Annotated in this window: 30 protein-coding genes and 1 tRNA gene; 10 read left to right on the forward strand and 21 right to left on the reverse strand. The window is 52.4% G+C overall.

Annotated elements, in window-relative coordinates:
* Positions 1–20 precede the first annotated feature (20 nt).
* A complete protein-coding gene (locus ACZ47M_RS02840; RefSeq protein ID WP_315339840.1) occupies positions 21–320 on the reverse strand; it encodes a DUF3216 domain-containing protein in 300 nt (99 codons plus the stop codon).
* An 11-nt stretch (positions 321–331) separates the two neighbouring features.
* Positions 332–1090: a YchF/TatD family DNA exonuclease gene (locus ACZ47M_RS02845; protein ID WP_315339843.1), complete on the reverse strand. Its 759-nt coding sequence runs from the start codon at positions 1088–1090 to the stop codon at positions 332–334.
* A gap of 67 nt (positions 1091–1157) precedes the next feature.
* Between ACZ47M_RS02845 and ACZ47M_RS02850 the strand changes: the two genes are divergently transcribed.
* Positions 1158–2120, forward strand: coding sequence for a DUF835 domain-containing protein (locus ACZ47M_RS02850; protein WP_315339846.1), 963 nt, complete (start codon positions 1158–1160; stop codon positions 2118–2120).
* A 1-nt stretch (position 2121) separates the two neighbouring features.
* Here the strand turns inward: ACZ47M_RS02850 and ACZ47M_RS02855 are convergent, their stop codons facing one another.
* The 4 genes from ACZ47M_RS02855 to ACZ47M_RS02870 all read right to left on the reverse strand — a co-directional run bounded on the left by ACZ47M_RS02855 (position 2122) and on the right by ACZ47M_RS02870 (position 5966).
* Positions 2122–2367, reverse strand: coding sequence for a DUF504 domain-containing protein (locus tag ACZ47M_RS02855; protein ID WP_315339848.1), 246 nt, complete (start codon positions 2365–2367; stop codon positions 2122–2124).
* The gene (locus ACZ47M_RS02860) at positions 2364–3065 is read right to left on the reverse strand and encodes an MBL fold metallo-hydrolase (RefSeq protein WP_464883404.1); all 702 of its coding nucleotides are present in this window, start codon (positions 3063–3065) and stop codon (positions 2364–2366) included. Before ACZ47M_RS02860 ends, ACZ47M_RS02855 begins: the two co-directional genes overlap by 4 nt.
* A gap of 63 nt (positions 3066–3128) precedes the next feature.
* On the reverse strand, positions 3129–5426 hold the full coding sequence (locus ACZ47M_RS02865) for an NB-ARC domain-containing protein (protein ID WP_315339851.1): 2298 nt from the start codon (positions 5424–5426) through the stop codon (positions 3129–3131).
* Positions 5427–5588: 162 nt separating this feature from the next.
* Entirely contained in the window at positions 5589–5966 is a 378-nt protein-coding gene (locus ACZ47M_RS02870) for a 30S ribosomal protein S6e (RefSeq protein ID WP_315339853.1), read from the reverse strand.
* A 147-nt stretch (positions 5967–6113) separates the two neighbouring features.
* Between ACZ47M_RS02870 and ACZ47M_RS02875 the strand changes: the two genes are divergently transcribed.
* The gene (locus ACZ47M_RS02875; RefSeq protein WP_315339856.1) at positions 6114–7085 is read left to right on the forward strand and encodes a ribose 1,5-bisphosphate isomerase; all 972 of its coding nucleotides are present in this window, start codon (positions 6114–6116) and stop codon (positions 7083–7085) included.
* Position 7086: 1 nt separating this feature from the next.
* On the opposite strand, the gene xerA is transcribed toward ACZ47M_RS02875, so the two are convergent.
* On the reverse strand, positions 7087–7941 hold the full coding sequence (gene xerA / locus ACZ47M_RS02880; protein WP_315339858.1) for a site-specific tyrosine recombinase/integron integrase: 855 nt from the start codon (positions 7939–7941) through the stop codon (positions 7087–7089).
* Positions 7942–7949: 8 nt separating this feature from the next.
* Positions 7950–8777 carry a toprim domain-containing protein gene (locus ACZ47M_RS02885; RefSeq protein WP_315339861.1) on the reverse strand — a complete coding sequence of 276 codons (828 nt, stop codon included), beginning with the start codon at positions 8775–8777 and terminating at the stop codon, positions 7950–7952.
* Between the two features lie 90 nt (positions 8778–8867).
* Here ACZ47M_RS02885 and ACZ47M_RS02890 point away from each other — a divergent pair.
* Positions 8868–8945, forward strand: a tRNA-Arg gene (locus tag ACZ47M_RS02890).
* Positions 8946–8982: 37 nt separating this feature from the next.
* Here ACZ47M_RS02890 and ACZ47M_RS02895 read toward each other — a convergent pair.
* The 4 genes from ACZ47M_RS02895 to cgi121 form a co-directional block, all read right to left on the reverse strand.
* The gene (locus ACZ47M_RS02895) at positions 8983–9324 is read right to left on the reverse strand and encodes a hypothetical protein (RefSeq protein WP_315339864.1); all 342 of its coding nucleotides are present in this window, start codon (positions 9322–9324) and stop codon (positions 8983–8985) included.
* 12 nt (positions 9325–9336) lie between these two features.
* The gene (locus ACZ47M_RS02900; protein WP_315339866.1) at positions 9337–9603 is read right to left on the reverse strand and encodes a TMEM165/GDT1 family protein; all 267 of its coding nucleotides are present in this window, start codon (positions 9601–9603) and stop codon (positions 9337–9339) included.
* An 11-nt stretch (positions 9604–9614) separates the two neighbouring features.
* Entirely contained in the window at positions 9615–10793 is a 1179-nt protein-coding gene (locus ACZ47M_RS02905) for an aminotransferase class I/II-fold pyridoxal phosphate-dependent enzyme (protein ID WP_315340926.1), read from the reverse strand.
* Positions 10794–10876: 83 nt separating this feature from the next.
* Complete coding sequence (gene cgi121 / locus ACZ47M_RS02910) at positions 10877–11284, reverse strand: KEOPS complex subunit Cgi121 (RefSeq protein ID WP_315339869.1); 408 nt, start codon at positions 11282–11284, stop codon at positions 10877–10879.
* Between the two features lie 204 nt (positions 11285–11488).
* Between cgi121 and ACZ47M_RS02915 the strand changes: the two genes are divergently transcribed.
* The 4 genes from ACZ47M_RS02915 (at position 11489) to ACZ47M_RS02930 (ending at position 14133) form a co-directional block, all read left to right on the forward strand.
* Complete coding sequence (locus tag ACZ47M_RS02915) at positions 11489–11677, forward strand: ribbon-helix-helix domain-containing protein (protein WP_010477379.1); 189 nt, start codon at positions 11489–11491, stop codon at positions 11675–11677.
* Between the two features lie 34 nt (positions 11678–11711).
* On the forward strand, positions 11712–12962 hold the full coding sequence (ftsZ, locus tag ACZ47M_RS02920; protein WP_315339874.1) for a cell division protein FtsZ: 1251 nt from the start codon (positions 11712–11714) through the stop codon (positions 12960–12962).
* Between the two features lie 75 nt (positions 12963–13037).
* Positions 13038–13811, forward strand: a complete 774-nt coding sequence (locus ACZ47M_RS02925) for a ParA family protein (RefSeq protein WP_315339877.1) — start codon at positions 13038–13040, stop codon at positions 13809–13811.
* Positions 13795–14133 (forward strand): CopG family transcriptional regulator, encoded by a 339-nt coding sequence (locus ACZ47M_RS02930; RefSeq protein WP_315339879.1) that lies wholly within the window; start codon positions 13795–13797, stop codon positions 14131–14133. Before ACZ47M_RS02925 ends, ACZ47M_RS02930 begins: the two co-directional genes overlap by 17 nt.
* Positions 14134–14140: 7 nt before the next feature.
* On the opposite strand, the gene ACZ47M_RS02935 is transcribed toward ACZ47M_RS02930, so the two are convergent.
* Genes ACZ47M_RS02935 through ACZ47M_RS02950 form a run of 4 tightly spaced genes read right to left on the reverse strand, consistent with a single transcriptional unit; the run spans position 14141 to position 16364 of the window.
* Positions 14141–14593, reverse strand: a complete 453-nt coding sequence (locus ACZ47M_RS02935; RefSeq protein ID WP_315340929.1) for an FAD synthase family protein — start codon at positions 14591–14593, stop codon at positions 14141–14143.
* A gap of 10 nt (positions 14594–14603) precedes the next feature.
* Positions 14604–15122, reverse strand: coding sequence for an RNA-binding protein (locus ACZ47M_RS02940; RefSeq protein WP_315339882.1), 519 nt, complete (start codon positions 15120–15122; stop codon positions 14604–14606).
* Complete coding sequence (pyrF, locus tag ACZ47M_RS02945; protein WP_315339885.1) at positions 15122–15757, reverse strand: orotidine-5'-phosphate decarboxylase; 636 nt, start codon at positions 15755–15757, stop codon at positions 15122–15124. Before pyrF ends, ACZ47M_RS02940 begins: the two co-directional genes overlap by 1 nt.
* 4 nt (positions 15758–15761) lie before the next feature.
* Entirely contained in the window at positions 15762–16364 is a 603-nt protein-coding gene (locus tag ACZ47M_RS02950; protein ID WP_315339888.1) for a DUF4443 domain-containing protein, read from the reverse strand.
* A gap of 171 nt (positions 16365–16535) precedes the next feature.
* Between ACZ47M_RS02950 and ACZ47M_RS02955 the strand changes: the two genes are divergently transcribed.
* On the forward strand, positions 16536–17267 hold the full coding sequence (locus tag ACZ47M_RS02955; protein ID WP_315339890.1) for a DUF72 domain-containing protein: 732 nt from the start codon (positions 16536–16538) through the stop codon (positions 17265–17267).
* A gap of 1 nt (position 17268) precedes the next feature.
* Here ACZ47M_RS02955 and ACZ47M_RS02960 read toward each other — a convergent pair whose 3' ends face one another.
* Complete coding sequence (locus ACZ47M_RS02960; protein WP_315339893.1) at positions 17269–18096, reverse strand: translation initiation factor eIF-2B alpha/beta/delta subunit family protein; 828 nt, start codon at positions 18094–18096, stop codon at positions 17269–17271.
* Positions 18097–18221: 125 nt separating this feature from the next.
* Here ACZ47M_RS02960 and ACZ47M_RS02965 point away from each other — a divergent pair, with 125 nt between their 5' ends.
* Entirely contained in the window at positions 18222–19226 is a 1005-nt protein-coding gene (locus tag ACZ47M_RS02965; RefSeq protein ID WP_315339894.1) for a phosphorylating glyceraldehyde-3-phosphate dehydrogenase, read from the forward strand.
* A 39-nt stretch (positions 19227–19265) separates the two neighbouring features.
* Positions 19266–19637: a hypothetical protein gene (locus tag ACZ47M_RS02970; RefSeq protein ID WP_315339896.1), complete on the forward strand. Its 372-nt coding sequence runs from the start codon at positions 19266–19268 to the stop codon at positions 19635–19637.
* Between the two features lie 7 nt (positions 19638–19644).
* Here ACZ47M_RS02970 and ACZ47M_RS02975 read toward each other — a convergent pair whose 3' ends face one another.
* Genes ACZ47M_RS02975 through ACZ47M_RS02990 form a run of 4 tightly spaced genes read right to left on the reverse strand, consistent with a single transcriptional unit; the run spans position 19645 to position 22575 of the window.
* On the reverse strand, positions 19645–20322 hold the full coding sequence (locus ACZ47M_RS02975; RefSeq protein WP_315339898.1) for a hypothetical protein: 678 nt from the start codon (positions 20320–20322) through the stop codon (positions 19645–19647).
* The gene (locus tag ACZ47M_RS02980) at positions 20306–21127 is read right to left on the reverse strand and encodes an ABC transporter ATP-binding protein (RefSeq protein WP_315339900.1); all 822 of its coding nucleotides are present in this window, start codon (positions 21125–21127) and stop codon (positions 20306–20308) included. Before ACZ47M_RS02980 ends, ACZ47M_RS02975 begins: the two co-directional genes overlap by 17 nt.
* A complete protein-coding gene (locus ACZ47M_RS02985; protein ID WP_464883405.1) occupies positions 21124–22017 on the reverse strand; it encodes a hypothetical protein in 894 nt (297 codons plus the stop codon). The genes ACZ47M_RS02980 and ACZ47M_RS02985 overlap by 4 nt, the downstream gene beginning before the upstream one ends.
* 9 nt (positions 22018–22026) lie before the next feature.
* The gene (locus ACZ47M_RS02990) at positions 22027–22575 is read right to left on the reverse strand and encodes a hypothetical protein (RefSeq protein ID WP_315339905.1); all 549 of its coding nucleotides are present in this window, start codon (positions 22573–22575) and stop codon (positions 22027–22029) included.
* Positions 22576–22634: the final 59 nt, after the last annotated feature.

The following is a 22634-nucleotide window of genomic DNA, read 5'->3' on the forward strand; positions in this document are numbered from 1 at the left end:
TGAGGAAACGCCGGGTGGTTTTACTCCTCTTCCAGTGGTATCCCCGGCTTCCTGAACTGTTCGTCCAGTTCTTCCCTCCTGCTTTTGACCCTCACGTATAGCGCTTCCACCTTCTCTTTTCCTGGATATTTGGCCCTGAGAACCGTCAGGACGCCCTCGAGGAAGCCGAGTACAGAGACCTCTATGAAGTCCTTTCCTTTCTTGCTTTCCAGGCCTTCGTTTAGCCTCAAAAAGGAGTCGAGCCTCGCGACGAGGGCTTTCTCATTCAGCTCTTCGAGCAGTTTCCTGACTTCTTCAACTTCCGGAACGTCAACGGCCATTTCGTCACCCCCTATAGTTTAAGCCCGAAGAACTTTATAGCGTTCCTCTCCGTTGCCCTCTCAACTTCCTCCGGCTCCAGCCCCTTAAGCTCCGCTATCCTTTTAACAACGTACTCGACGTTCCACGGGTAGTTCTTCTCGCCCCTGTACGGGCTCATGTAAGGGGAATCGGTTTCCACGACGATGCTCTCAAGCGGCAGGGCCTCGGCCGCCTCCTTAACGGCAGGAATGTAGTCTATTCCCGTGTTTATGCCGATCATGTGGCCGTTTTCCGCTATCTCGAGGGCCAAATCCCTTGGTCCACTATACGAGTGGAAATAGGCCCTAACGCCGGCCCTTTGAATGGCTTCAAAAACCTCCCGCTCCGCTTCCCTCGCGTGGAGAACGACCGGGAGATCCAGCTCGACGGCGAGGCTGAGGAAGTGGTGGAAAATTTCCCTCTGATTCCTCCTTTCCTCCTCACTCTCCGCGTAGTAAAAATCTAACCCTATTTCCCCGAGGGCGACTATTTCTCCCGCATGCTCGCGGATGAAGGCTTCAACGTTCCTGACCTTTTCCCAGTTCCCCCTCCTCGCTTCGTTCGGCGCGTAGCCTAGTGTTGGGAAAATAAACCCGAAGTAAGGCTCCAGGAGCTCCCAGCTCTTCCAGACGTGGAACTTCCGGTATTCGGTTATGGAATCGACGACCGCTTTAAGGCGCTTCCTGCTCTCCTCCACGACTTCTCCGGCCTCTCCCTTGAACATCTCAACGTGGGCGTGGGCGTCTATCATGGTGGCGAGTTTGGTAGAGGGTAGAAAAGCTTTTCTGGCGAAGTGGCATATTCATTGGGGGAGTACAATGTCAAGCATACCGCCTGAACTCAAGAAATACATGGAGAAGGTCATCGAGGCCCTCCGTGATAGGCCCGTTAAGGAGGTGCTGAGCTACGCCATCTTCAATGAGAAAGAGGAGGTTGAATACTACCGCAAGCTCGCGGAGCGGGCGGGCAGGGAGAGTGTGAAGGTGTTATTCACCCAGATGGCCGACGAGAGCCAGAGGCACCACGACGAGCTCTACTCGCTTTTTAAAAAGCTTTACCCGGAAGAGGAGCCGGTGAAAGTTGATGCCCCGCCCGTTGAGGTAGCCCCCTTCTACCCGAAGTTCGAGACTGTGGATGACTACCTCGAGGCCCTGGAGTACTGCATGCAGAGCGAGCTGTTCGCCGAGGAAACCTACGCGATTCTTGCCCAGAAGGCAACACACGAGGAGTCGAAAGTCTTCTTTGCCCAGCTCGCGAGCATCGAGAACAACCACTACAAACGCCTAAAAAAGGCCTATGGCCTGCTTTCCAGCTTCAAAGCCAAAAAGATGCTTCCTGAGGACATTTCGCCTGGGGGATACCTCTTTCCAGACAAAATTAAGGCCCGCTACATGCTCCTTGACCTGATCGGAAAAGGACTTAAGCCCTACGTCTTCAGCAGGGATCCTCCGAAGAAGCTCCTTGAGTGGTTCAAGCGCGGTGATATAAACGCGGTCTGGGTAAGCCCAGCGCCCGTTAAGGGAGCAATGACCCCCAAATCCCTCGTCAACTCCAAGGAAAGCCTGGCGGAGATCATGAGGGAGGAAAAAGCCATCATTCTGATTGAAAACTTTGAGGCAATAGTCGCAAGTGAGGGGTTCCCCAAGGCCCTTGAACTCGTCTCCATCCTCAGGGACGTGGCCATGGTTTCGGGCTCTTACCTTCTCGTTCACGCCAAGAAGAACGCCCTCTCCAGGAGGGAATGGGCCATACTGGAGTCGGAGCTTGAAGTAATAGAATAGCTCAGATCTTCCGCGTCTCCCAGATCACCCTTCCGTCTTTCCTTACGACCTTCAGAATCCTGTGGTAGGGTATCTGGGCTTCTCCAACGAAGAAGTATCCGTGTCCGAGTTCTATCATCTCAACGGGGATCCTCTTGACGTCCCCGTAAGCTCCCCTGTGCTCGATGAGGATGTAGTAATCGCCCTCATTCTCCCGTGGGTCGTACTTGATCTTAGCCAAAACCTCCTTGACGGAGCCCTTCCTCACTGGAACCACCCCAGTATCTCCGCGAGGTTCCTCTTCCAGTCGTCTATGTAATTTCCGTGGCCGGGGAGGCCAAAATCAACATCGAACTCTGAAAGTCTCTCAAGGCTCTCCTTCAGTTCCCGGCCGTTTCCCGTGGGGAGGTCGGTTCTCCCGGCGGTACCTTTGAAGACCGTGTCCCCCGTGAACATGAGCCTTGCCTCTCCATCGTCCAGGTAGAGGCAGGAGCTTCCGGCGGTGTGGCCGGGGGTGTGGATAAGCTCGAGCTCCAGAGAGCCGATTCTGACCTTGTCTCCGTCTTTTAGCCTTAAATCCACCCTCTGCGGCTCAAACTTTCGCCCGTAGTAATAGGCAAGGATAACGTAATCGTCTCCTTTCTCCAGCGTTTCCGCCGTTATCTCGTGGGCCGCGAAGAGGACTTCTATGCCTTTTCCTTCAAGCCACTCCCTCAGAGGCCCGTTTCCCCCCACATGGTCGAAGTGCTCGTGGGTGTTGAAAATGATCGCCCTCTTTATTCCATCAAGGTAACTCTCCCAGATCCTGGTATAGACGTGCCAGTTCACCCCGGTGCCGGTGTCGATTATCAGCGCCTCTCCCTTGTCCCGCACGAAGTAAAGGTTGGAGTCCCACGCGATTCCGAGGAGCATTACCGTGTGGGGAGGAATCTCAACAGGCACAAGCTCGCGCGGGGGCTCCTTCACCTCCTCCACCTCCCAGAAGGGCTCGAGGGGGGACCGCCTCTTCATCCCGGGGGAGCAGTCCCGTCAGGAGGGATGAATATCTTCATCGCCCGGTGGACTTCCCGGTGGTACCTTATTAACCTTACTTGTCAAAATTTTCTCCAGCTCTCCAAGGACAGCATCGTAGAGCCGCTCGTTTCCCCTGAGCTTTTCCCTCCCCATACCAAAGTACTCCTCTCCCTCCCTTCCTTCAAGCCTCTCAACGGCGCCGAGGAAGAGGTAACCGGCCCAGCCGAGGGGGTAGTTGGTGCTCTCCGCGATGCGCACGAGCTCCCAGGCGTCTGTTCTGGCCTTTTCAAGCTCACCGAGGGCAAGGTAAGACACGCACCTGTAGGCTATTGAATCCGCGGCCCTCCTGTAGTTCCTCAACTTCAGGAAGTACTCCGCGGCCTTCGTGGCGTATTCCACCGCCTTTTCGTAGTCCTCAAGTCCGTAGTAGGCCTTGGCGAGCTCCATATAGGTGGCGTGCTCCAGGAAACGTATTCCATAGGCCTTTGAAAGCTCCAGTGCTTCCCCGTAGTAAGTTACCGCCCTCTCATAGCTCTCCATACCAGTGTATATGTCCCCTATGTGGAGCAGGACCAGTGGTTCCTCCTGGACGTCCTTCAGCTCCCTCACAATTTCGAGCTCTTTGAAGGCGCTTTTCAGGGCCCCTTCAACGTCTCCCCTGCGGTAGTCATACTTTGTCTTCTCCATGTAGTAGGAGAGCCATGTGTACAAATCATTCAGCTCTTCCGCCAGCTTCCTCGTTTTTTCCAGGTATTCTCCGGCACTTTCCATGTCGCCGAGCTCAATTGAGAGGTCAGCCAAAAGGGATTCAACCTCGGCTTTAAACACTCCCTCAAGCCCCGGCTCGGCCTCAAGCCACAGTTTCTTTGCCTTTTCGTAGAGACCCTTCTGGAAGTACACCATGCCCATCTCGAGCTTCACGGTGGGCTCTCCCGACAGGGGGGAGAGGATCCGAAGGTACGCCGTTGGGAAGTCGGTTATTAAAAGTTTCATCTTCGTTATCCTAAAGGCCACGAGCTTCCTGACCCTCTCGCGATCTCCGGAGGCGATGGCGTACTTCATTGCCCTGAGGAAGTCGGCTGGAGTTTCTTTCCCTGCAAGATAGTCGGAGTAAGCCCCGTAGTACTGCGCGCTCTCCAGGTTTGAGACCTCCCTCAAGAAGCCCCTCAGGAGCTCGTGGATTGAATACCCGTCCCCTTTCCTCTCGATCAACCCCCGCCTCAGGAGAGAATACAGGACGGAAAACGCGTTTTTCTTCCTGTAGAGGGCTTTAATGGCCTCGTATTCCACAGGTTCGTCAAAGAGGGCCAGGATGGAAAGCATCAGTCTTTCGTCCTCACCCAGCTCCTTGTAGACCTCCCCGAAGAGGAAGTCGAATAGGTTTTCCTGCCTCTTTTCCCTGATCTGGCCTTCCAGGAGGAGGTTTAACGCTAAAGGATGTCCCAGAGTCAGCCCGTAGAGACCCGCGAACTCTTCCAATTCTATTTTCTCCCCTTTCATCCTCACGAGCTCGTAAGCTTCCTCCGGCTTCAGCCCCTTAAGCTCGAGGTACGTAACCCCGTCCGCCCCAAGGTTTGGCTTTACCCTCGTTGTAACAACAACCCTTCCCTCCCTAAGTCTGGGGGCAAGGTAGGTGAGCATTCTGAGAACTCTCTCGTCCTCGCACTTGTGGAGGTCATCCAGGACGACGGTGCCCCTGGTGGCCTCAAGTCCCTCGGTTATCAGCTCAAAAACGTCCACCTCACTCCTTCCCCCGCCCCTCAGGTACTCGGTCAGTTCATCCCACCCAAGGGAGTTCAGAAAAAGACCGAACTGCCAGGTCAGGTAGTAAAAGTCCTCGAGGCCGGTGAAGGAATACCAGCAGGCCGAGGGGAAGGCCCTGGCCGCGAGAGAAGTTTTCCCTATGCCGGCCATTCCGTATATCACCACTACCCCCTTAGAGCCCAGGAGGAGGTCGAGCTCTTCCTTTCTCCCCACGAAGTTTTCTACCTGGGGCATTCTTTTGGGCCTCAGGAGGGTCTCATCGAACTCTTCTTCCCCTGTGTGGATCCTGATCTCCCCGGGCTTCAGCTCAACCCTTATCTCGCCCGCCTGGAGGGAGTACACCCTAACGTTCCTGTCCCCGACGCGAACCCAGCGTCCTGCCACAAGCCCGAGCTTCTCAAGCTGTTTTAACCTCCGAGAAACGTCAGTCTCATCCTTCTGGAGTAGCCTGGCGAGTTCCCTCGGGTGGAACGATCCCGATCCGAGTAGGGTGAGTATCTGGAGGTTCGTCTCATTTGAGAGGGCCTTCAGCAGGGGATGGACTTCCATGATTAGTTCTTTGTTGTGCACCTATTTATACCTGTCTGCAGCCGCGCCTTTCCCCTCTCAACTGGTTCATAAGGTAAAGCCCTCTCCGGATAGGGTTTTCGGATACTTATGGGAGTTTTAATGAAATACAACCGAAGAATATTGAGAGGAAAGAGGGGAGCATCAGAAGACGAGGACCGCGTTTATCTGCACTATCTCGGGGCTTATCGTGTTTCCACGGACGGTCTTCTTTCTCCTCTCGCCCCTCTCCTTGGGCCTGAAACCCGGGCCCGTTGAAAGGAGGATCTTAACCCTCTTTGGCCCGTGTATGTCAGGCCTCATGGGGAAGCCGTCCTTGTCGGTACCGCCCCTGATCTTTATCTTCGCGTTTCCCGGTATCTCTTCTCCGAAGATCTCGTTGAGGTTCATGCCGAGCTCGCCCACCGGGATCTCGTCTCCTATCCTCTTCCCAATGAACTTCTCGGCCACTTCACCCGTTATCTCTATCTGCTTCGCTATCCCGTTCTTTGGGTTTGAGAGCACAAGCTTGAAAGTCGCCATTTCCTCCCACCTCCATTCATCAGCGGGATTCATTGGGCCCAGCCCTTTCCCGCCACAAGTTCAGTGGGCGGTTTAAAAATCTTCCCCTGCGCAAATGATATAAACTTGGCCGGGGAACATCCGGATTACCAGTAGGGGGGAGTGACCATGGGTGAGGTAATCAGGGATGTCCTTGAGATAGCGAAAAAAATCAAAAACATGGAGATCCGCGGTGCTGGTAAGATCGCCAGATCTGCTGCGTATGCGCTCCAGCTTCAAGCGGAGAAAAGTAAGGCGCAAACGTCCGATGAACTGTGGGATGAGCTCAAAAGAGCGGCAAGGATTCTCTACGAGACCAGACCGACGGCGGTTTCCCTTCCCAACGCTCTGCGTTACGTTATGCACAGGGGAAAGATTGCGTACTCCAGCGGAGTGGATCTTGAACAGTTGAGGTTCGTGGTCATCAACGCGGCCAAGGAGTTCGCCTACAACTCCGAGAAGGCCGTTGAGAGGATAGGAGAGTTTGGCGCGAAGAGGATAGAGGACGGGGATGTTATAATGACCCACTGCCACAGCAAGGCTGCAATAAGCGTCATGAAGACGGCATTTGAGCAGGGAAAGGACATAAAGGTCATAGTCACTGAAACTAGGCCCAAATGGCAGGGCAAGATAACGGCGAGGGAGCTCGCCGACCACGGCATCCCGGTAATCTATGTTGTGGATTCAGCGGCAAGGCACTACATGAAGATGACCGATAAAGTAGTTATGGGCGCCGACAGCATAACCGTAAACGGGGCTGTGATAAACAAGATTGGGACAGCCCTCATAGCCCTGGCAGCCAAAGAGCACAGGGTTTGGACGATGATAGCGGCTGAAACCTACAAGTTCCACCCGGAGACGATGCTCGGCCAGCTGGTGGAGATAGAGATGCGCGATCCTACGGAGGTCATTCCCGAGGAGGAGCTAAAAACCTGGCCGAAGAACATAGAAGTCTGGAACCCTGCCTTCGATGTTACTCCTCCTGAATACGTGGACGTCATAATAACAGAGCGCGGCATAATCCCGCCCTACGCGGCCATAGACATTCTTAGAGAGGAGTTCGGCTGGGCCCTCAAGTACACGGAGCCCTGGGAAGACTGAGCTATACTTCTTTTAAATTTTCTAGCAGTCTTGCCTTCTCCTGCGCCTTTCTTAAGTGCTCCACGGTAACTTTTGTGTAAATCTGGGTCGTCGAGAGGTTGGAATGGCCCAGGAGCTCCTGGATGGCCCTTATGTCCACACCGCTCTCAAGCATGTGGGTGGCAAAGCTGTGGCGGAGCATGTGGGGCGTGACCCTGACCCCAGCCTTCTCACCGTAGCGCTTCAGGAGGTACCAGACGGTCTTTGATGACAGCCTGTCCCTCTTCCCCCTCCTGAGCTCGACGATCAGGTACTCACTGTCGTCCGTTCTGGTGGAGAGGTAAGCTTTTACCTCGTCAAGAAGGGACTGGGGAACCGGAACAACCCTGTCCTTAGCCCCCTTGCCGCCTCTGACGACTATGAATCCCCTCTCGAAGTCAACGTCCTTCTTCTTAAGGTTGCAGACCTCGCTGACGCGCAAACCGGCACCGTAAAGGAGGAGAAAGATCACCCGGTCCCTCTTCCTCGTTGGGGGGATAACCGAGAGGATTTTTCTGACTTCATCCCTGTTGAGGGCCTTCGGAAGGCTTCTCGGAACCTTTGGGGGCTTCAGCTTCTCCGCCTCCTCTTCTTCCCCCTCAAAGCGAAAGTATGCCCGTAAGGCCTGCACAACAAGATTTAGACTTCTGTTAGAATAACCCTCCCTCCTCAGGGACGCTAAAAACCTGAGGGCGGAGCGGGCCTTTAGCTCTCCACCCCACTCCAAATAGCGCTTCACGTAGTAGGAGTACATCCTAACCGTGTGCCCGCTCTTTCCCTCGAGGTCAAGATAGGTTGCGAACTCCTCAACTATCGCGTCGATTTCCCCATTTGACATAAGCTAGCTCAGCCCTCTCTGCCGGCACTTAGGATTGTTTCTTCTCCCGTTTCCTCTCTTTTCCCAGCGAGCTTCTCTGAGATCGCGATGCCCAGGTAGACCGTCTTGAGGAGCTCGTTAATGGCCTCCTCTTCCTCTGCGTATATGAATCCCTGCCCCACGAGTATCTTCCCATTTAGGCCGAGCTTATCGACTGCCATGGCAATGTACTCCTCCGGTGGAACCGGTTCGGCCGGGAAGAGGGCCCTCCATGCTTCCTCTATCTTCACGGGCCTCGTTCTCTTCTCAAGGAGCGCCTTGAGGCTCTCATTCTCCTGCCTTATCCTGAGGTATTCACTTCTGAGGTCCTCGTACCTCTTCCTGAGTTCCTCGTAGTCCTTCTTGAGGGCCTCGTACTGGCTGGCGAGGTTGTTATAGCTTCCCCTGACGTCCAGGAGCTCTTTCCTTAGCTCCATGTACTCAGGGAGAACCTGGAGGCTCTTGAGCCCGGCCCTCACGAGGGTATTCCTGAGCTCTTTTCTGACCAGCTCGACGTCTATGTTTTCAAGATCGTGCCCGAGGGGAAGCTTCATTCTCTCTATGTGACCAACCATCTGGCCGAGTTCGTTGAAGAGCGCCTCGGCGAGATCCCTACCGACCCTGTCTGCGTCAGTGGCTATTATGAGGAGGTCGGCCCCGGCGGCGGCGCTCTTGGCTATCTCAACGTTGGTCGTAGGGATTATCGAAGAGACCGTTATGTTGTACTCACTCCCGAGGGCCAGCCCCTGGAGGGCCTTGCTGATGACTTCAACGTCGCTCGCCCCTTCCACGAGAATCCTAACGTCGACTATTGCCATTCAATCCACCTCCATCGAATTTGTACACCAGTCTTAAAAACTTAGCCGCTAGTTAGATTTTTAAACGCTCTTCCCTACTGATTCCGGGCTGGGCCGGTGGCCTAGCCAGGATGGGGCGTCGGCCTCCGGAGCCGAAGGTCGCGGGTTCGAATCCCGCCCGGCCCGCCAGAATTTCTGTTTTGGTGGCCATTGAAGGGTCCTACGGTTAAGTCCTCCCCAGTATCTGCACCTCAACTTCAGGATCTGAGAGGAGTAGCAGTACGAGGGAGGAGAGCGCAAAGAGCGTTGCCCCCTGGGCCAGAACACCCAGCATCATCCACAGTATCGAAAACAGAAGATCAAGAAAAATCAGATATTTCCCCGCTGATAGAGACCATTCCGTCCCTTTCCAGAGCCCGATCAGTACCAGCAGGTGGAGGGATGTAATAAACACACCCCCTGCAAGTTGCAGTCTATCGTTTATTGAGAGCGCAGTTATTCCGCCAAAGTATGTCGAAATCATGAGAAATGAGAGGAAAACCGCATGTTTGGCTCCTATGGCTTTCATCGGGATCACCCTTCATATTTTCCCGCTTATAAGGAGTATCCCAAAGGCTATGAAAATAGCCCCCGCCGCCTTCTGGAGAAGCCCGTGGGGAATTATATGTCCAACTTTCTCCCCGATTAATGCCCCAATAAGGTTGACCAGGACGAGAGCGAGTGCGGATCCGATAAAAGCTTTTTCCCATCCGTACTTTGTTGCAAAAAGCATGGTTGTTATCTGCGTCTTGTCCCCCATTTCCGCAAGAAAGACAGTAACAAAAACCAAAAGGATTGCACTTTTCAATCCCGACCACCTCACAGCTTTTCCATTGCCCTCTTTATTCTTTCAAAGGCCTCGGTTAGGAGTTCCTCTTTTGTGGCGTAGCTTATCCTTATCCAGCCCTCTCCCTGTTTTCCGAAGGCAGTTCCCGGTATCACCACCACCCTTGCCTCCTCCAGGAGCCAGTTGGCGAAGTCCTCACTCGTCATGTTTAGCTCAGGGTCGATCTTTGCCCATATGTAGAACGCTCCCTTCGGTTTGAAGACTTTCAGGTGAGGTATCTCGGATAGGTGCCTTAAGGCCAGATTTCTCCTTTCGGCATAGGTCTTCTTCATATTTTCAACGGCTTCCCAGCTTCTCTTATCGCGGAGGGCTGTTACGCCCGCCATCTGGACAAAAGATGTCACGTTTCCAATTATGTACGCGTGGAGCTTTGTCATACCATTTATGACCTGCTCCGGTGCTATGGTAAAGCCAAGTCTCCATCCCGTCATTGCGAAGGTCTTGGAGAAACTGTTCGCGAGGATTGTGTTGTCCGGGGCGTATTTTATCATTGGATAATGCTTTGCATCATCGTAGAGGAAATGTTCGTAGGGTTCATCGCTCAGGACGTATATGTTATAATCCTCCGCTATCTGCCCAATCGCTTTGGCCGTTTTCTTGTCAAGGATGGCACCGGTCGGGTTGTTTGGATAGTTCATGACTATCATTCTGGTCCTTTTGGTTATCGTCTCAACGAGCTCATCGGGGTTTATCATGAAGTCGTTTTCTTCCCTCAGGGGGATGCGAAGGATTCCAGCCTCTGAAATCTTTGCATCCTCAACGTAACAGACGAAAGCCGGATCCGGGATTATGACATCATCCCCCGGCTCCAGAAGGGATTCGAAGGCCAGATATGTGGCTTCGTAAGCACCGGCCGTGACTATTACGTTGTTGGGGTCGACATCAACCTGGTAGAATTCCCTGTAATATTCCGCAATTGCCTCCCGTAATTCGGGTATCCCTGCGTTCGGAGTGTAATGGGTGTAGCCTTCGTCAAGAGCCCTTTTGGCGGCGTCTTTTATTACCTGAGGAGTGTCAAAATCGGGCTCTCCAATCCCGAGGGAGATCACGTTCTCCATTTTTCTTGCCTTTTCGAAGAGTTCGCGTATCTTGGAGCGCTGAATCAAGTTTATCCTGTCGACCAGGAAGTATTTCCGCTTTTTATACTTCACGGATACCACCCCGGTGTAACAAAGCTCTTGGAGCACTTTTATAAACTTAACCCGATTAATTGTCAGTTTGTCTGCGATTTGGACTAAAGGGCTTCAACAAGGGCGGAAATCTCAAAGTATTTTTTCGCCCTTTCGGGGTCGCAGTTCTGCATGGGTGCTTCTTTTAATCCCAGCTTCTCCAGTATTTCCTTGAGTTCTCCCTTTGATCCAAAGAAAACGAGGTAGTTAACGCCTTTTGTGAGCCCCACTTTTTTTATCGCTTCCTTTATCTGGGGTGATCCGGCGAGCCGTATCAGGAGTTCTCCTCCAGGAGTTTTTGCACGGTTTGTTCCCCTTTCGAAGGATCTCTTCGCCAATATAGCCGAGTGTGCAACTGCTTCAAAGCAGGGCCCGCTCACTGCCTGAATTTCGGATCCAAGATGAGGTATTAGCTTCTCAACTTCATCAACATAGACCGCAGTCACGACTATCCCGGGTACTACTTCCTCCATTGAATCACCCTATTTTCTGTTTCCGTGTGCGGCTATGTTATAATCCTTGCCTCCCTTGGTTCTAAAATAACTTTTGAGCTAGCCACATATATTTAAAAGGTTTTTAAGAAACATATTATTGGCATATTACCATGCGACCGCAAAGTATTTAACTAATTAAACCACCAACTAAAGTAGTGACTGCTCCACAGGGTGATACATCTCATGCCAAAAATGCGCATAATAAGCGTTCAGCTCCCCCAGAGTTACATAAATGCCATGGACCAGCTCGTAAGGAGGGGGCTTTACCCCAATAGAAGCGAGGTGATTCGCACGGCCCTCCGGGAATTCCTCAAGAGAGAGCTCAACTCAGAGATCCCAGAGGACGAGGTTCCCGGATACATCATAAAGTGAACTTCCGTCTTTAGATCTGGAGGGGGTAGAGAGGATGGTGTTTAAACTCCTGGAACAGGCCGGGATTAAACTTGATTTGGAGGATGAAAAAAAGGTAGAGAAGAAGCAGGATTTCGCTGGTGAGGAGTTTGATGAGGACCTCATAAAGATTTCAATTGTGGGTGTCGGTGGCTCCGGAAACAACACCATAACGAGGCTTTATGAGTTGGGTGTTGAGGGGGCGGAGTTAATAGCGATGAATACTGATGCCCAGGCCCTCAGGCACGCTAAGGCCCACAAGAAGCTTCTCCTCGGAAAGGAAATAACCCAGGGTAAGGGATCCGGCGGCGATCCAGAGGTCGGCTACAGGGCTGCTGAAGCGAGTGCCCATGAGGTAGCTGAAACTATCGGTGATGCGGATCTTGTTTTCATCACTGCCGGAATGGGCAACGGTACTGGGACCGGAGCCGCCCCAGTCGTCGCAAAGGTGATAAAGGAACGTGCCAGACACAACGGCCGTTTCAGGGAGCCTCTGGTTGTCAGTGTCGTCACGTTCCCATTCAAGACGGAAGGAACCGTCAGGGTGGAAAAGGCAAGGGCCGGTATAAAGGCTCTCCTCCACTACTCGGACACCGTTGTTATAATTGAGAATGACAAACTTCTCAAGCTCGTGCCGAATCTTCCGATAAACGCCGCCTTCCGCTTTGCCGACGAGATAATAGCCAGAATGGTCAAGGGCATAACCGAGACCATAAAGCTCCCCTCCATGGTGAACATTGACTTTGCCGATGTTTACAGCGTCATGAAGGAAGGTGGTGCTGCCCTCATAGGAATCGGCGAGAGCGACTCCAAGAACAGAGCTGTTGAGGCCGTCAAGGCCGCCCTTGAGAACAAGATGCTCGACGTTAAGTTTGGAAGCGGTAACAAGGCCCTGGTTCACTTCACCGTTGGTCCGGACGTTAACCTCGGGGAGATCAACGAGGCAATGGAGGTAGTCTACAGCAACCTCGGCGCCAAGTCCGAAATAAAGTGGGGTGCCAGGGTAGACGAGGACATGGGTAAGGTCGTCAGGGCAATGGTCATAATGACAGGTGTTGAGAGCCCGCACATACTCAGCGGGCAGAATGCACTTCAGACTGAGTCCAACGTAATCGTCCCGAAATCCGGGCCCATTCCCTTTGAAAAGAAAGCGACCTCCGATGATATATACAGGATCATCTCAAGGCAGGAAAATCCAGCCGGCTCTAATCCTGAGGCTGAAACCAGAAGGAGATTAAATAAGCTCTTTGAGCCTTACGAGTTCTGATTCTTTTCGCCTTTTTGTTCCCTTTGCCTCTACACTAACCTTCAAAGGAATCAGTCCCGAAGGTCGGGTGGTAGGATGGCAGCTGTGATCAGTGTTGCCAATCAGAAGGGCGGCGTTGGAAAAACAACTCTGACCTTAAACCTCGGTTACGGGCTTGCAAGGACTGGCAGGAAAGTCCTTCTGATAGACGTGGATCCCCAGTTCAACTTAACTTTTGGGCTCATTGGAATGGACGTCCTAAACTACGAGACTAACAACGTTGGAACGCTGATGACAAAGGAGAGCAACGTGGAAGAAACGATAGTCGAGATTACCGAAAACCTCCACCTCATTCCCAGTCATCTCAATTTGTCTGCCAAGGAGATAGAGATAATCAATGCTTACAACCGCGAGAGAAGGCTTGAAAAGGCTATAAGCCCCGTTCTCCCCGACTACGACTATGTCCTCATAGACAATCCCCCGAGCATGGGGATATTCCTCGTTAACTCGCTGACGGTCTCTGACTACGTTCTAATTCCCCTGGAGCTCAGCTATTTCGGCGTTATAGGCATGCAGCTCATGTTTGGCCTGATGGCAATGATCCGGGAGGAGACCAATGAGAACCTAACCCTTATGGGTCTCGTCCCCAACAAGTTCACTCGCCAGACCAAGGTTCCCCAGGCCAGGCTTAAGGAACTCAGGAAAACGTATCCAGATGCTCCCATACTCACAACGATCCCGAGGGCCATATCCCTGGAGAAAGCCCAGGGGGAGGGGGTTAGTATATTTGATTACGAACCTGGAGGAAGGGCTGCCCGTGCGTTTGAGAAGCTTACCAGTGAGGTGATCTCCATTGTCGAAGGAGAGTGAAGGTAAGATCCCCAGGCTTTTTGCTGGGTCGGTTAACGACCTGACCAGGCCATCTAAACCCCGGAAGGAGAAAGAAAGCGACGATCTCAAGAATCAGAAGAAGCAGAAAACCCTCTATATAAGCCTTGACATCAACAGAAAGCTGATTGAGCTGTACGGCGAGGAGGGGAGGAGGCAGAGCATAATAGTGGAGGACGCAGTTAACCTCTACTACTACCTTAAGAAGGCCCTGGGCGAAAAGAAGTTTGATGAGCTCATGAGCGCTGTTAGGAGGGAAGACCCCGAGTTCCTCCGAGATTATATGGGGCGTTTCCGCACCTGATTTTTGATTATTCGCAGAACTCTTCTATTATTCTCTCGATTATCTTGCTCGTCTTTGCCCTATCGCTCTTGTAGAGGTAGGGTATCCTTATTACTTCTGCCTTGATTCCGTTTTTCCTGAGCTCCTCCTTCAGTCTCTCGCTATCGAAGTTCTGGTCCGGGCCGATTGCTATGACGTCTGGGTTTATCTTCTTGACGAGGCTCAGGTCTATCGTGCCGGGGGTTCCTATGTAGACCTCGTCCACGTATCTAATCGCCCTGAGAAGTTCTGCCCTGTCCTCGGCGGGGTTTACAGGATCGCGCCTCTTCTGCGCTCTGACAGTCTCGTCGTGGGCAACTATAACAATGAGTTCGTCCCCGAGTTCCTTCGCATGTTTCAGAAAATGAATATGGCCAACGTGGAGGATGTCAAATACTCCGCCCACAAGGACCCGTATCTTTTTTCTTTCGTTCTCTTTCATTTCCTCCATTTCATCCCACCGTGAGCTCCCAGATCTTGTCCTTCGCGTGGTGGATGTTCTTGACGGCCTTTCCCTTGGGCTTTTCTTTCATGGTCTTTCCGTCCATCAGCGCTATTCCAATGGCAAGTGGCCTTCCGTAGTTCTCTTCGACCACGAATACAAAGTCTCCCTCCTTTATGTTCTCATCTGCGTCCGTTATTCCCGCGGCCATAACGTCGGCTCCATTGAGGATATGCCGAACGGCACCTTCGTCAACCACTACACGCCTCGGCCACTTCCTTAGGTCGTCCTGGCCGGAGAGCTCATAGAGCGCTATCACCAGGGGGAACACCAGGTCTTTTCGTCTTATGAAGAATGGTTTCCCGTTTACCAGGAGTATCTCGGTTGTTTTATCGAACTCGGCGACCTCCACATTATCCTTCCTGTTTAACATCTTCTCAGCTATCTCCTCACCGAATATCTCGCTCATCTCTTTGAGGATTTCCCTTACCTCCTTCTTGCTGAGGGGGTGTTTGACCTTGAGCTCCATTATATCGCCCCCATTAGCTCTTCATGTAATTCTCTGGCTTTTTCACGCGGATTCCTGCTCTCGTATACTGAACGGCCGACTATTACGTAATCGGCCCCGGCCTCAAGGGCCTTTTTTGCGCTTCCTCCCTGCGCCCCAACACCCGGTGTTAGGATTTTTATTTCGCCCCTAAGCTTTGAGCGGATGTATGATATTCTCTCGGGCCGTGTGGCCGGGGCTATTACTCCGAATGGCCTGACGTCGTTGGCCAGCTTGATGAGCCCGTCCACAGCTGGCTGAATGAATTCCCCGGCACCGGGATGGCTCATCTCCACTACAATTATCACTTCTCCGAGTTCTTTCACGGCATTTACGCTATCTCTTCCCGTAAAACCGTGAACTATCACATAGTCGGCCCCGGCCTCAAAGACTTTACCCGCTACAAGCCTGTTGGTGTTGGGAATATCGGCCAGCTTGAGGTCAGCTATTAGGGGTAAGTTTGCCGTCTCTTTCAGCTCTTTGATGATGCCCACTCCCGCCCCCAGAATGAGGGGCCAGTTCACCTTTATTGCCCACAGGTATTCTGAGGTTTCTCTGGCTATTTCAAGCGCTCTCTCCCTCTCGTACACATCGAGGGCTAAAACAAGTCGCTTCATGTGTTCACCTCACCAGCGATTTGATCTCTTCAGGGATCTCCTCTCCCCTGAGGACAACCGCGACGTGATAGGCACTTTTGATGGCATCTGCAGGATTCTCTGCCCAGGTTACAACCACTGTATCGCCCTCCGAAAAATCCAGAACTTCTTCGATTCTCCCCGCAAGCTCCCCCATGGTCTCTTTCAGAGGCCTGTTGTCCTCGGGGAATACTATTTCCTCTCCTTTTACCCTGAGTATCATGGCACCCCTTGCAAAGAATCTGATGGCTTCGTCTCTCAGGTCTATACTCTTGAATTCGGGGGCGTTCTTCACGACCAGGGCATATGCCGGCATGTTCTCCACTTCACCCACAAAGTGGGCTTCTGAAAAGAGTTCTTTCAGTTTTTTCACGAGTTCAATTCCCTTTCTGTTCAGTAAATGTCCCCTCTGGGCGGATTCTATGATGCCTATACCCTCGAGCTTCTTAAGAAGCGTCCTTACACTGCCCTCCCCGAGATCCAGGGTCTCTGCCATTGTCTTTCTGCCAACCGGTTCCATCAGCATGAATATCGACGCTATGAAGTCTTCGAGGGTGAATTCGGGATACGCTCCCCTCCTCCAGCTCATCGATTTCCCTCCAGAACTGGTATACTTATTCGTTAAAAAGATTTTAGCCCTCTGTCGGTAGGTGGCTCATCACCGGTCAGACGGGAGTAGATCTTCATCGGGCCATCAACTTGCCGGTTGTTCCCACCGATAGCGTTTTAGACCCTGTCTCTAAAAGCTTTTGGTGGTGGCATGATAAGGGTTGGAACCTGCGGCTTCTGCGAGGCTAAGAAACGATACTTCCTCGATTTCGATGTCGTTGAAGTTCAGCAGACTTTCTACCGTCTCATTGATGAGAAAACCCTGGGAAACTGGAAAAGGGAAGCTCCTGAGGACTTCGTTTTCTCCGTAAAAGCGTTTCAGGGGGTGACACACCCTTCCACCAGCCCGACCTGGAGAAGGAGTAACGTAAGGCCCTCGCGGGATGTTGGTCTTTTGAGGCCGAACTCAACGGTTCTTCATTTCTGGAGATTGACGCTGAGGGAAGCGGAAGTCCTTGGGGCCAGGTTTGTTCTGATACAGCTTCCCGGAAGTTTTAAGGAGACCGAAGAGAGCTTTGCCAACGCGGAAAGGTTCTTCAGCACGATCGACAGGGGAGGTTTTGAAATAGGGGTTGAACTCAGGGGGTGGAGTGAAAGGGGAGTAAAACGCTTTGTTAGGGAATTTGATGTGATAGACGTCACCGATCCTCTGGTGAGGGTGCCCCTTCACAGGGGGAACGTTAACTACTACCGTCTCCACGGGAGGTATGAGAACGGCAGGATCATTTACAATCACACCTACACGGATGAGGAGCTTGAAAAGGCCCTCGAAAGGGTCCTTGGATGGAACAGGGAGGAGAGCTTTGTCCTGTTCAACAACTCAAGTATGTGCAACGATGCGAGGCGGTTCAAAGGCCTGCTAAAGCAGCGTTTGGCGGGTTGAGTTATATCTCTTTTGGTGGGATCAGAACTCCGAATTCCGTTATTATCCCCCTGATGTATTTCCAGGGGGTTATATCGAAGAGGTAGTTCCTAATCCGGAAGCCCTGCCGGGTGTAAGATCTTTCCGTAATATCGACCTCTTCGCTTTCCAGTTCCGGGTGGATTTTGAAGCTTTCGGCGGCCCCGTAAAACGGTACCGAGTTGTCGTGACACGCCAGCGCCAGAGGGTACGTCCCGGCCTTGTTTATCAGCGCTCCATCCCGGGTGATGGTGTCAGCCCCCACTAAAGCGAGGGTTGCCCTCTTTGAAAACAGCCCAACCTGGGCATCGGTTATAACTTCAAAGGGAACATCGAGCTTTTCCAGTTCTCTGGCAAGGGCGATTCCTTCGTAGTCCGGGCTGCTCTCCGTCAGGATAACCCGGAACCCCTTTCCTTTTCTCCTGGCCGATTTCAGTATCTCTAAAACAGCGGATGAAAACGAGTGGGTTATTATCACTTCGTTCTCGTCGATGAGCTCGCTTCCTATGTTCCCGATCTCCCGCTTCGCTTCTTCGGAGAGCCGTATGAATTCTTCGGCCTTGGATTTTACGATGGCAGGATTGCCCGTTATCGGGATGAACCTGGTTAGGTTGTAGAGTGAGGCCATCGTCCTGTTGACGTTGATTATCTCCTCTCCGATTTCCTCCAGGGCCTTCTTAAGTTCGTCCCCTTCCATCGTTTCCGCTAAAAGGCGATAGGCTTCAGCACCCTTCCTGGCGAGCCAGCTGGCACCCTGTATCCTCTCGGCCTTCATCTCCTCTATTATCATTTTGACCTCGTCGGGCAGCATGTCCGAACACCTCGATAAGTTGGATGTCCGGTTTATCACTTTTTCCTTGGTGAACGGGGGTTTATTTCACCGCCAGTGAAAACAAGGCTTAAGTATTTTATCGCCATAAAATTTCCGGTGGGAGCATGAGAGTTAAGGTCGGTGTCAACGGTTACGGAACCATTGGAAAGCGCGTTGCCTACGCGGTCTCAAAGCAGGACGATATGGAGCTCGTTGGGATAACAAAGACGAAGCCGGACTTTGAAGCTTATCTGGCTAAAGAGAGGGCAATCCCGGTTTACGCCGCGGGCGAGGAGTTCCTGCCAACGTTTGAGAACGCCGGCTTTGAGGTTGCCGGAACTCTCAACGACCTCCTGGAGAAGGTTGACGTCATCGTTGATGCAACGCCCGAGGGAATGGGGGCCAAGAATAAAGCGCTCTACGAGAAGGCCGGCGTTAAAGCTATCTTCCAGGGCGGTGAAAAGGCGAGCGTTGCTGAGGTTTCCTTTGTCGCTCAGGCCAACTACGAGAAGGCCCTCGGAAAAGACTACGTTCGGGTAGTCTCCTGCAACACGACCGGCTTAACCAGAACGCTCTCTGCCCTACAGGAGTACATAGACTACGTTTATGCCGTGATGATACGCCGTGCAGCAGACCCGAACGACTCCAAGCGCGGCCCGGTGGACGCGATAACGCCGAGCGTGACAGTTCCCTCGCATCACGGGCCCGATGTGCAGACGGTCATTCCAATAAACATCGAAACCTCCGCCTTCGTCGTGCCGACGACTCTGATGCACGTCCACAGCATAATGGTTGAGCTGAAGAAGCCGCTGACCGAGAAGGACGTCATTGACATCTTCGAGAACACCACCAGGGTTCTCCTCTTCGAGAAAGAGAAGGGCTTTGAAAGCACGGCGCAGATCATAGAGTTCGCCAGGGATTTACACCGCGAGTGGAACAACCTCTATGAGATCGCTGTTTGGAGGGAGAGCGTCAGCGTGAAGGGTAAGAGGCTCTTCTACATCCAGGCGGTGCACCAGGAGAGCGACGTGGTTCCTGAGAACGTCGATGCAATAAGGGCCATGTTCGAGCTGGCAGAGAAGTGGGAGAGCATAAGAAAGACCAACCGCTCCCTTGGAATTTTGAAGTGAGGATTGAAAAGGTTAAAACCCCTTATCCTTTTTTTTCTGATGAGGAATATGGACGCCGAAGAGTTACTTATGGTAGCTGGTATCGCCATCGCGCTCGCCACCCTTTTAATGCCGGGCCAGCAGCTCAGCGGAACGTTTTGCGATGGGCAGTCCGGAAGGCTCGGCGACTACCTGGTGAGCGTTTCCAGCGGCTACCTGAGGGTCTCCTCCCAGAGCGGCGATGTTTTCGTCGCATGGAAAGATATGCTCATCCTCAGAAAGGTGTGGCTGGATTACACCTACTCCGAAGACGGGAACTGCTACACCGTCGAGATCCGTTACAAGGGGGTTCACTATATCTACGCCTTCGCCGCGGGGCTCTCTCTAACGGGTGGGGCGTTCTTCTACATGGCGTTTCTGAAGTACAGATGAAAAAAGGTCAGGGGGTGAATTCCCTCCTTGAGAAGGCCCAGTAGCCCCACAGGAAAAGCCCAGCCGAGACAAGTAAGCCGAGTATTGAACCTTCTATACTGCTAAACGAGAGAACCTTTTCATATCTGACGCAGAGCATCGGGGAAAACACATAGGCCAGGGCCGTCATGGGGACGTTTACGGGCCCTTCGCCGGGCTTTCCGAGGAGAACGCTGAAGGACATTGGGATCGCTGAGGTGATGATGAACAGGGTCAGGGTTCCGGCGAGAGAGTCGAGGTAAACCATGAGGGCCGTTATGAAGGCCGTGTAAAGCGGGATCTTAATAAGGGTTGGCACGACGAATTCAGGATGACCCTTCCACCACGCCAGCAGGGCCACACCACCTATGCCGGGGATAAGGCCGAGTGCGACGATGGTGGTTCTGGCCATGAAGACGGTTCTGGGACCGTTGAAAATGCTGAGCTCGAAGATCGTCGTCCTAGAGTCCCTGAAGACGTGGGAACCTATGAGTATCCCGTAGACGGGGAAGAATATGTACTCCATAAGGGATATGAACTGGCTCGGCCCGTCGGTCTTTATTGCGCTTATTGAGGTCTCTGCCGCGAGGAAGGTCAGCAGCAGGAGCACCGTTGTTGCCGCAGGCGGGAAGAGGCCCCTTGAGTACCATTTAACGGCTTTCCGCATAAGCATAACGCAACCCAGCCCTTTTGAAGCCTGCTATCAGTCCCTTCCTGAAGAGGTCGCTCAGAAACTCCTCGTCTGCTCTAGCTATCACAATCGCCCCGAGGCTGTGGAGAATATCGAGACCCGTGGGAAGCTCGGATTCTTTATCAAAGAGGGTAATCTCGTAGACTCCTTTGGAGAACAGATCCCTTCTGCCGCCCTGCCACACTATTCTTCCCTCCTTCATTATGATGAAGTAGTCAGCTACGGCCTCACCCTCTTCAGGATCATGGGTCGCTATTATGAGCCCCTTCAGCCGCGATATCATGTCGTCTATAACGCCAGCCCTGTAGGAGTCGAGGTGGGCCGTGGGCTCGTCGAGAATGACCAGTTCGGCGTCGCAGGACAGCGCCATCAGAAGATTGCAGAGCTGGGCCTGGCCGCTGGAGAGGCCATCAAGCCGGTGGTCTAGGAACTCCTTTATTCCAAGCCCCTCAACGAGCTCATCAACCCTCTGGCAATGGGGGTTAGCGCGGAGGGTCTCCACGAGATCCCTAACCCTGACGGGTATCGAAAACTGGGGCTTCTCAAAGGAATACCTTATCGCGACCCACTTGTCGTCCCTTACGTAGGGCTCTTTTCCATTGACCCTCGCCTCGCCCTCGGTTGGTTTCCTGAGACCGGAGAGAACAGAGAGGAGAGTGGTCTTTCCGCTCCCGTTGTGACCGACAATGGCCAGTCTCTCTGCCTCAGCGCTGAAGGTCACGCCCCTTATACCCCACACAGTGCCATAGCTTACGCCGAGGTTTTTCGCCTCAACCTTCATCCCCCTGCCCTCCCCGCTAAAATCAGGAGGATTATGGATGTTAGGGTGAAGACATACGTTATTGGAGCGTTATAATCAGTGTAGCTGTGCTTTATGGCCCTGATCCAATCCTGAGACAGCGGCTGGATGTTTGTTATCTGGAGTGTGACAGTACCATGCACCACCTGATAGAACTCCTTGAGTATGGACGTGTTAACATACCGGGGGAAGAATCTATCGAACTCAAATTTATCAATGTCAGTTTTTGTGTCGACTGCTGCACTGAAGAGGTAGTAACCATCCTCTGCCCTCAGATATCTGGCCGCGGGGAAGTAAGCACTATCATTGAGTTCTATGGCCAGACTGCGGTTGTATGCATCCAAACCCCTGGGTGCATACAGGTGAGGAAAGCCAAAGTATCCTGGTAAGAAATACCAATTAGGAGTCCCACTTTCATTGTAGTCCGCAATAGGAACAAGAGGACGGGTCTCGTTTAAGAGATAAACGCTCTCCCGTGGAAAGAAAAATTCCACCAGGGTCTCATTGGGTGATAGTATCAGGTTGACCTCATCGACTTTCTTAAGGCCCTCAGCCTTTTTAAATGGTATTCTCCAGTTCGATGGAGCCGAGTCCCTAGAATAAAGGCCCCACGAGGCTGATTTTACAAAATACAGGATTCCTGTGAAATTGTAACTTCCATTTTCAAGGGTCTCAAAATGGTAAACAAACACGTAGCCTGACCCAGGTATGTCCCCCGCATACGTAACATTTGCTTCCGAAAGTTTGTGGGGGGATGAGAAGTAGACTGCCGCATAAGAAATCACCGGATAGAGGGTTATCACGGCAGTGAGAACTAAAAAGAAAAGGGCAACGATGAGGTATGTCTTCCGTTTGGCTTTCATTCTGATCACCCTTCATTTTCATGCTGAAACAAGATAACTCTCAATTGCACCTATCGCAATGTTTTTCAGTTCATTTGCGAGCTGGTTTCCCCCGGAATCGTCCACAGCGTACCTAACCAGCAGGTATGGTCTTCCTATGGATTGAACTCCGATTTCCTTGTTAATGAGTGGGGAAGGACCTTCATATGCAATGCCCACTGAAAGTTTCATAGTGCCGTCTCTGGAGTTCCAAAGTGCATCTACATGCCACCAACCTGATACCTCGAGAGCATAATTTGAAGTTGAGGTATCCACAGATTTCCAGTAAGCATTGCTACCGGTTCCCGAGTGGCTTCCAAGGTGGATGTAGTTGTAGGGGCTTCCAAGCGGATCGAACTTTGCGACTCCATACTGGTTTATTTGGACATAATAGTTAATAGTGGCGTACACATATGCCTCAGCAAACCACGTTTTCTGCTGTATCTTCAGGGTCACGCTGCCGGGGATTCCTGCAGACACCACCGGGCTTATGAGTCCTAAAACAACAAACCCGAGGAACAACACGGCCAGATAGTTTCTCTTCCCCATTCGTCTTCCCCCTACAGGATTGCAGGCATTAATTGTACGTAACAAAGCTTATAAGCTTT

This window comes from Thermococcus waiotapuensis (genome assembly GCF_055384795.1).

Coding starts and splice junctions, on each gene's coding strand:
- ACZ47M_RS02840 (WP_315339840.1), bottom strand. CDS start 320: ATGGCCGTTGACGTTCCGGAAGTTGAAGAAGTCAGGAAACTGCTCGAA.
- ACZ47M_RS02845 (WP_315339843.1), bottom strand. CDS start 1,090: ATGATAGACGCCCACGCCCACGTTGAGATGTTCAAGGGAGAGGCCGGA.
- ACZ47M_RS02850 (WP_315339846.1), top strand. CDS start 1,158: ATGTCAAGCATACCGCCTGAACTCAAGAAATACATGGAGAAGGTCATC.
- ACZ47M_RS02865 (WP_315339851.1), bottom strand. CDS start 5,426: ATGGAAGTCCATCCCCTGCTGAAGGCCCTCTCAAATGAGACGAACCTC.
- ACZ47M_RS02870 (WP_315339853.1), bottom strand. CDS start 5,966: ATGGCGACTTTCAAGCTTGTGCTCTCAAACCCAAAGAACGGGATAGCG.
- ACZ47M_RS02875 (WP_315339856.1), top strand. CDS start 6,114: ATGGGTGAGGTAATCAGGGATGTCCTTGAGATAGCGAAAAAAATCAAA.
- xerA (WP_315339858.1), bottom strand. CDS start 7,941: ATGTCAAATGGGGAAATCGACGCGATAGTTGAGGAGTTCGCAACCTAT.
- ACZ47M_RS02885 (WP_315339861.1), bottom strand. CDS start 8,777: ATGGCAATAGTCGACGTTAGGATTCTCGTGGAAGGGGCGAGCGACGTT.
- ACZ47M_RS02895 (WP_315339864.1), bottom strand. CDS start 9,324: ATGAAAGCCATAGGAGCCAAACATGCGGTTTTCCTCTCATTTCTCATG.
- cgi121 (WP_315339869.1), bottom strand. CDS start 11,284: ATGGAGGAAGTAGTACCCGGGATAGTCGTGACTGCGGTCTATGTTGAT.
- ACZ47M_RS02915 (WP_010477379.1), top strand. CDS start 11,489: ATGCCAAAAATGCGCATAATAAGCGTTCAGCTCCCCCAGAGTTACATA.
- ftsZ (WP_315339874.1), top strand. CDS start 11,712: ATGGTGTTTAAACTCCTGGAACAGGCCGGGATTAAACTTGATTTGGAG.
- ACZ47M_RS02925 (WP_315339877.1), top strand. CDS start 13,038: ATGGCAGCTGTGATCAGTGTTGCCAATCAGAAGGGCGGCGTTGGAAAA.
- ACZ47M_RS02935 (WP_315340929.1), bottom strand. CDS start 14,593: ATGAAAGAGAACGAAAGAAAAAAGATACGGGTCCTTGTGGGCGGAGTA.
- ACZ47M_RS02940 (WP_315339882.1), bottom strand. CDS start 15,122: ATGGAGCTCAAGGTCAAACACCCCCTCAGCAAGAAGGAGGTAAGGGAA.
- pyrF (WP_315339885.1), bottom strand. CDS start 15,757: ATGAAGCGACTTGTTTTAGCCCTCGATGTGTACGAGAGGGAGAGAGCG.
- ACZ47M_RS02950 (WP_315339888.1), bottom strand. CDS start 16,364: ATGAGCTGGAGGAGGGGAGCGTATCCCGAATTCACCCTCGAAGACTTC.
- ACZ47M_RS02955 (WP_315339890.1), top strand. CDS start 16,536: ATGATAAGGGTTGGAACCTGCGGCTTCTGCGAGGCTAAGAAACGATAC.
- ACZ47M_RS02960 (WP_315339893.1), bottom strand. CDS start 18,096: ATGCTGCCCGACGAGGTCAAAATGATAATAGAGGAGATGAAGGCCGAG.
- ACZ47M_RS02965 (WP_315339894.1), top strand. CDS start 18,222: ATGAGAGTTAAGGTCGGTGTCAACGGTTACGGAACCATTGGAAAGCGC.
- ACZ47M_RS02970 (WP_315339896.1), top strand. CDS start 19,266: ATGAGGAATATGGACGCCGAAGAGTTACTTATGGTAGCTGGTATCGCC.
- ACZ47M_RS02975 (WP_315339898.1), bottom strand. CDS start 20,322: ATGCGGAAAGCCGTTAAATGGTACTCAAGGGGCCTCTTCCCGCCTGCG.
- ACZ47M_RS02980 (WP_315339900.1), bottom strand. CDS start 21,127: ATGAAGGTTGAGGCGAAAAACCTCGGCGTAAGCTATGGCACTGTGTGG.
- ACZ47M_RS02990 (WP_315339905.1), bottom strand. CDS start 22,575: ATGGGGAAGAGAAACTATCTGGCCGTGTTGTTCCTCGGGTTTGTTGTT.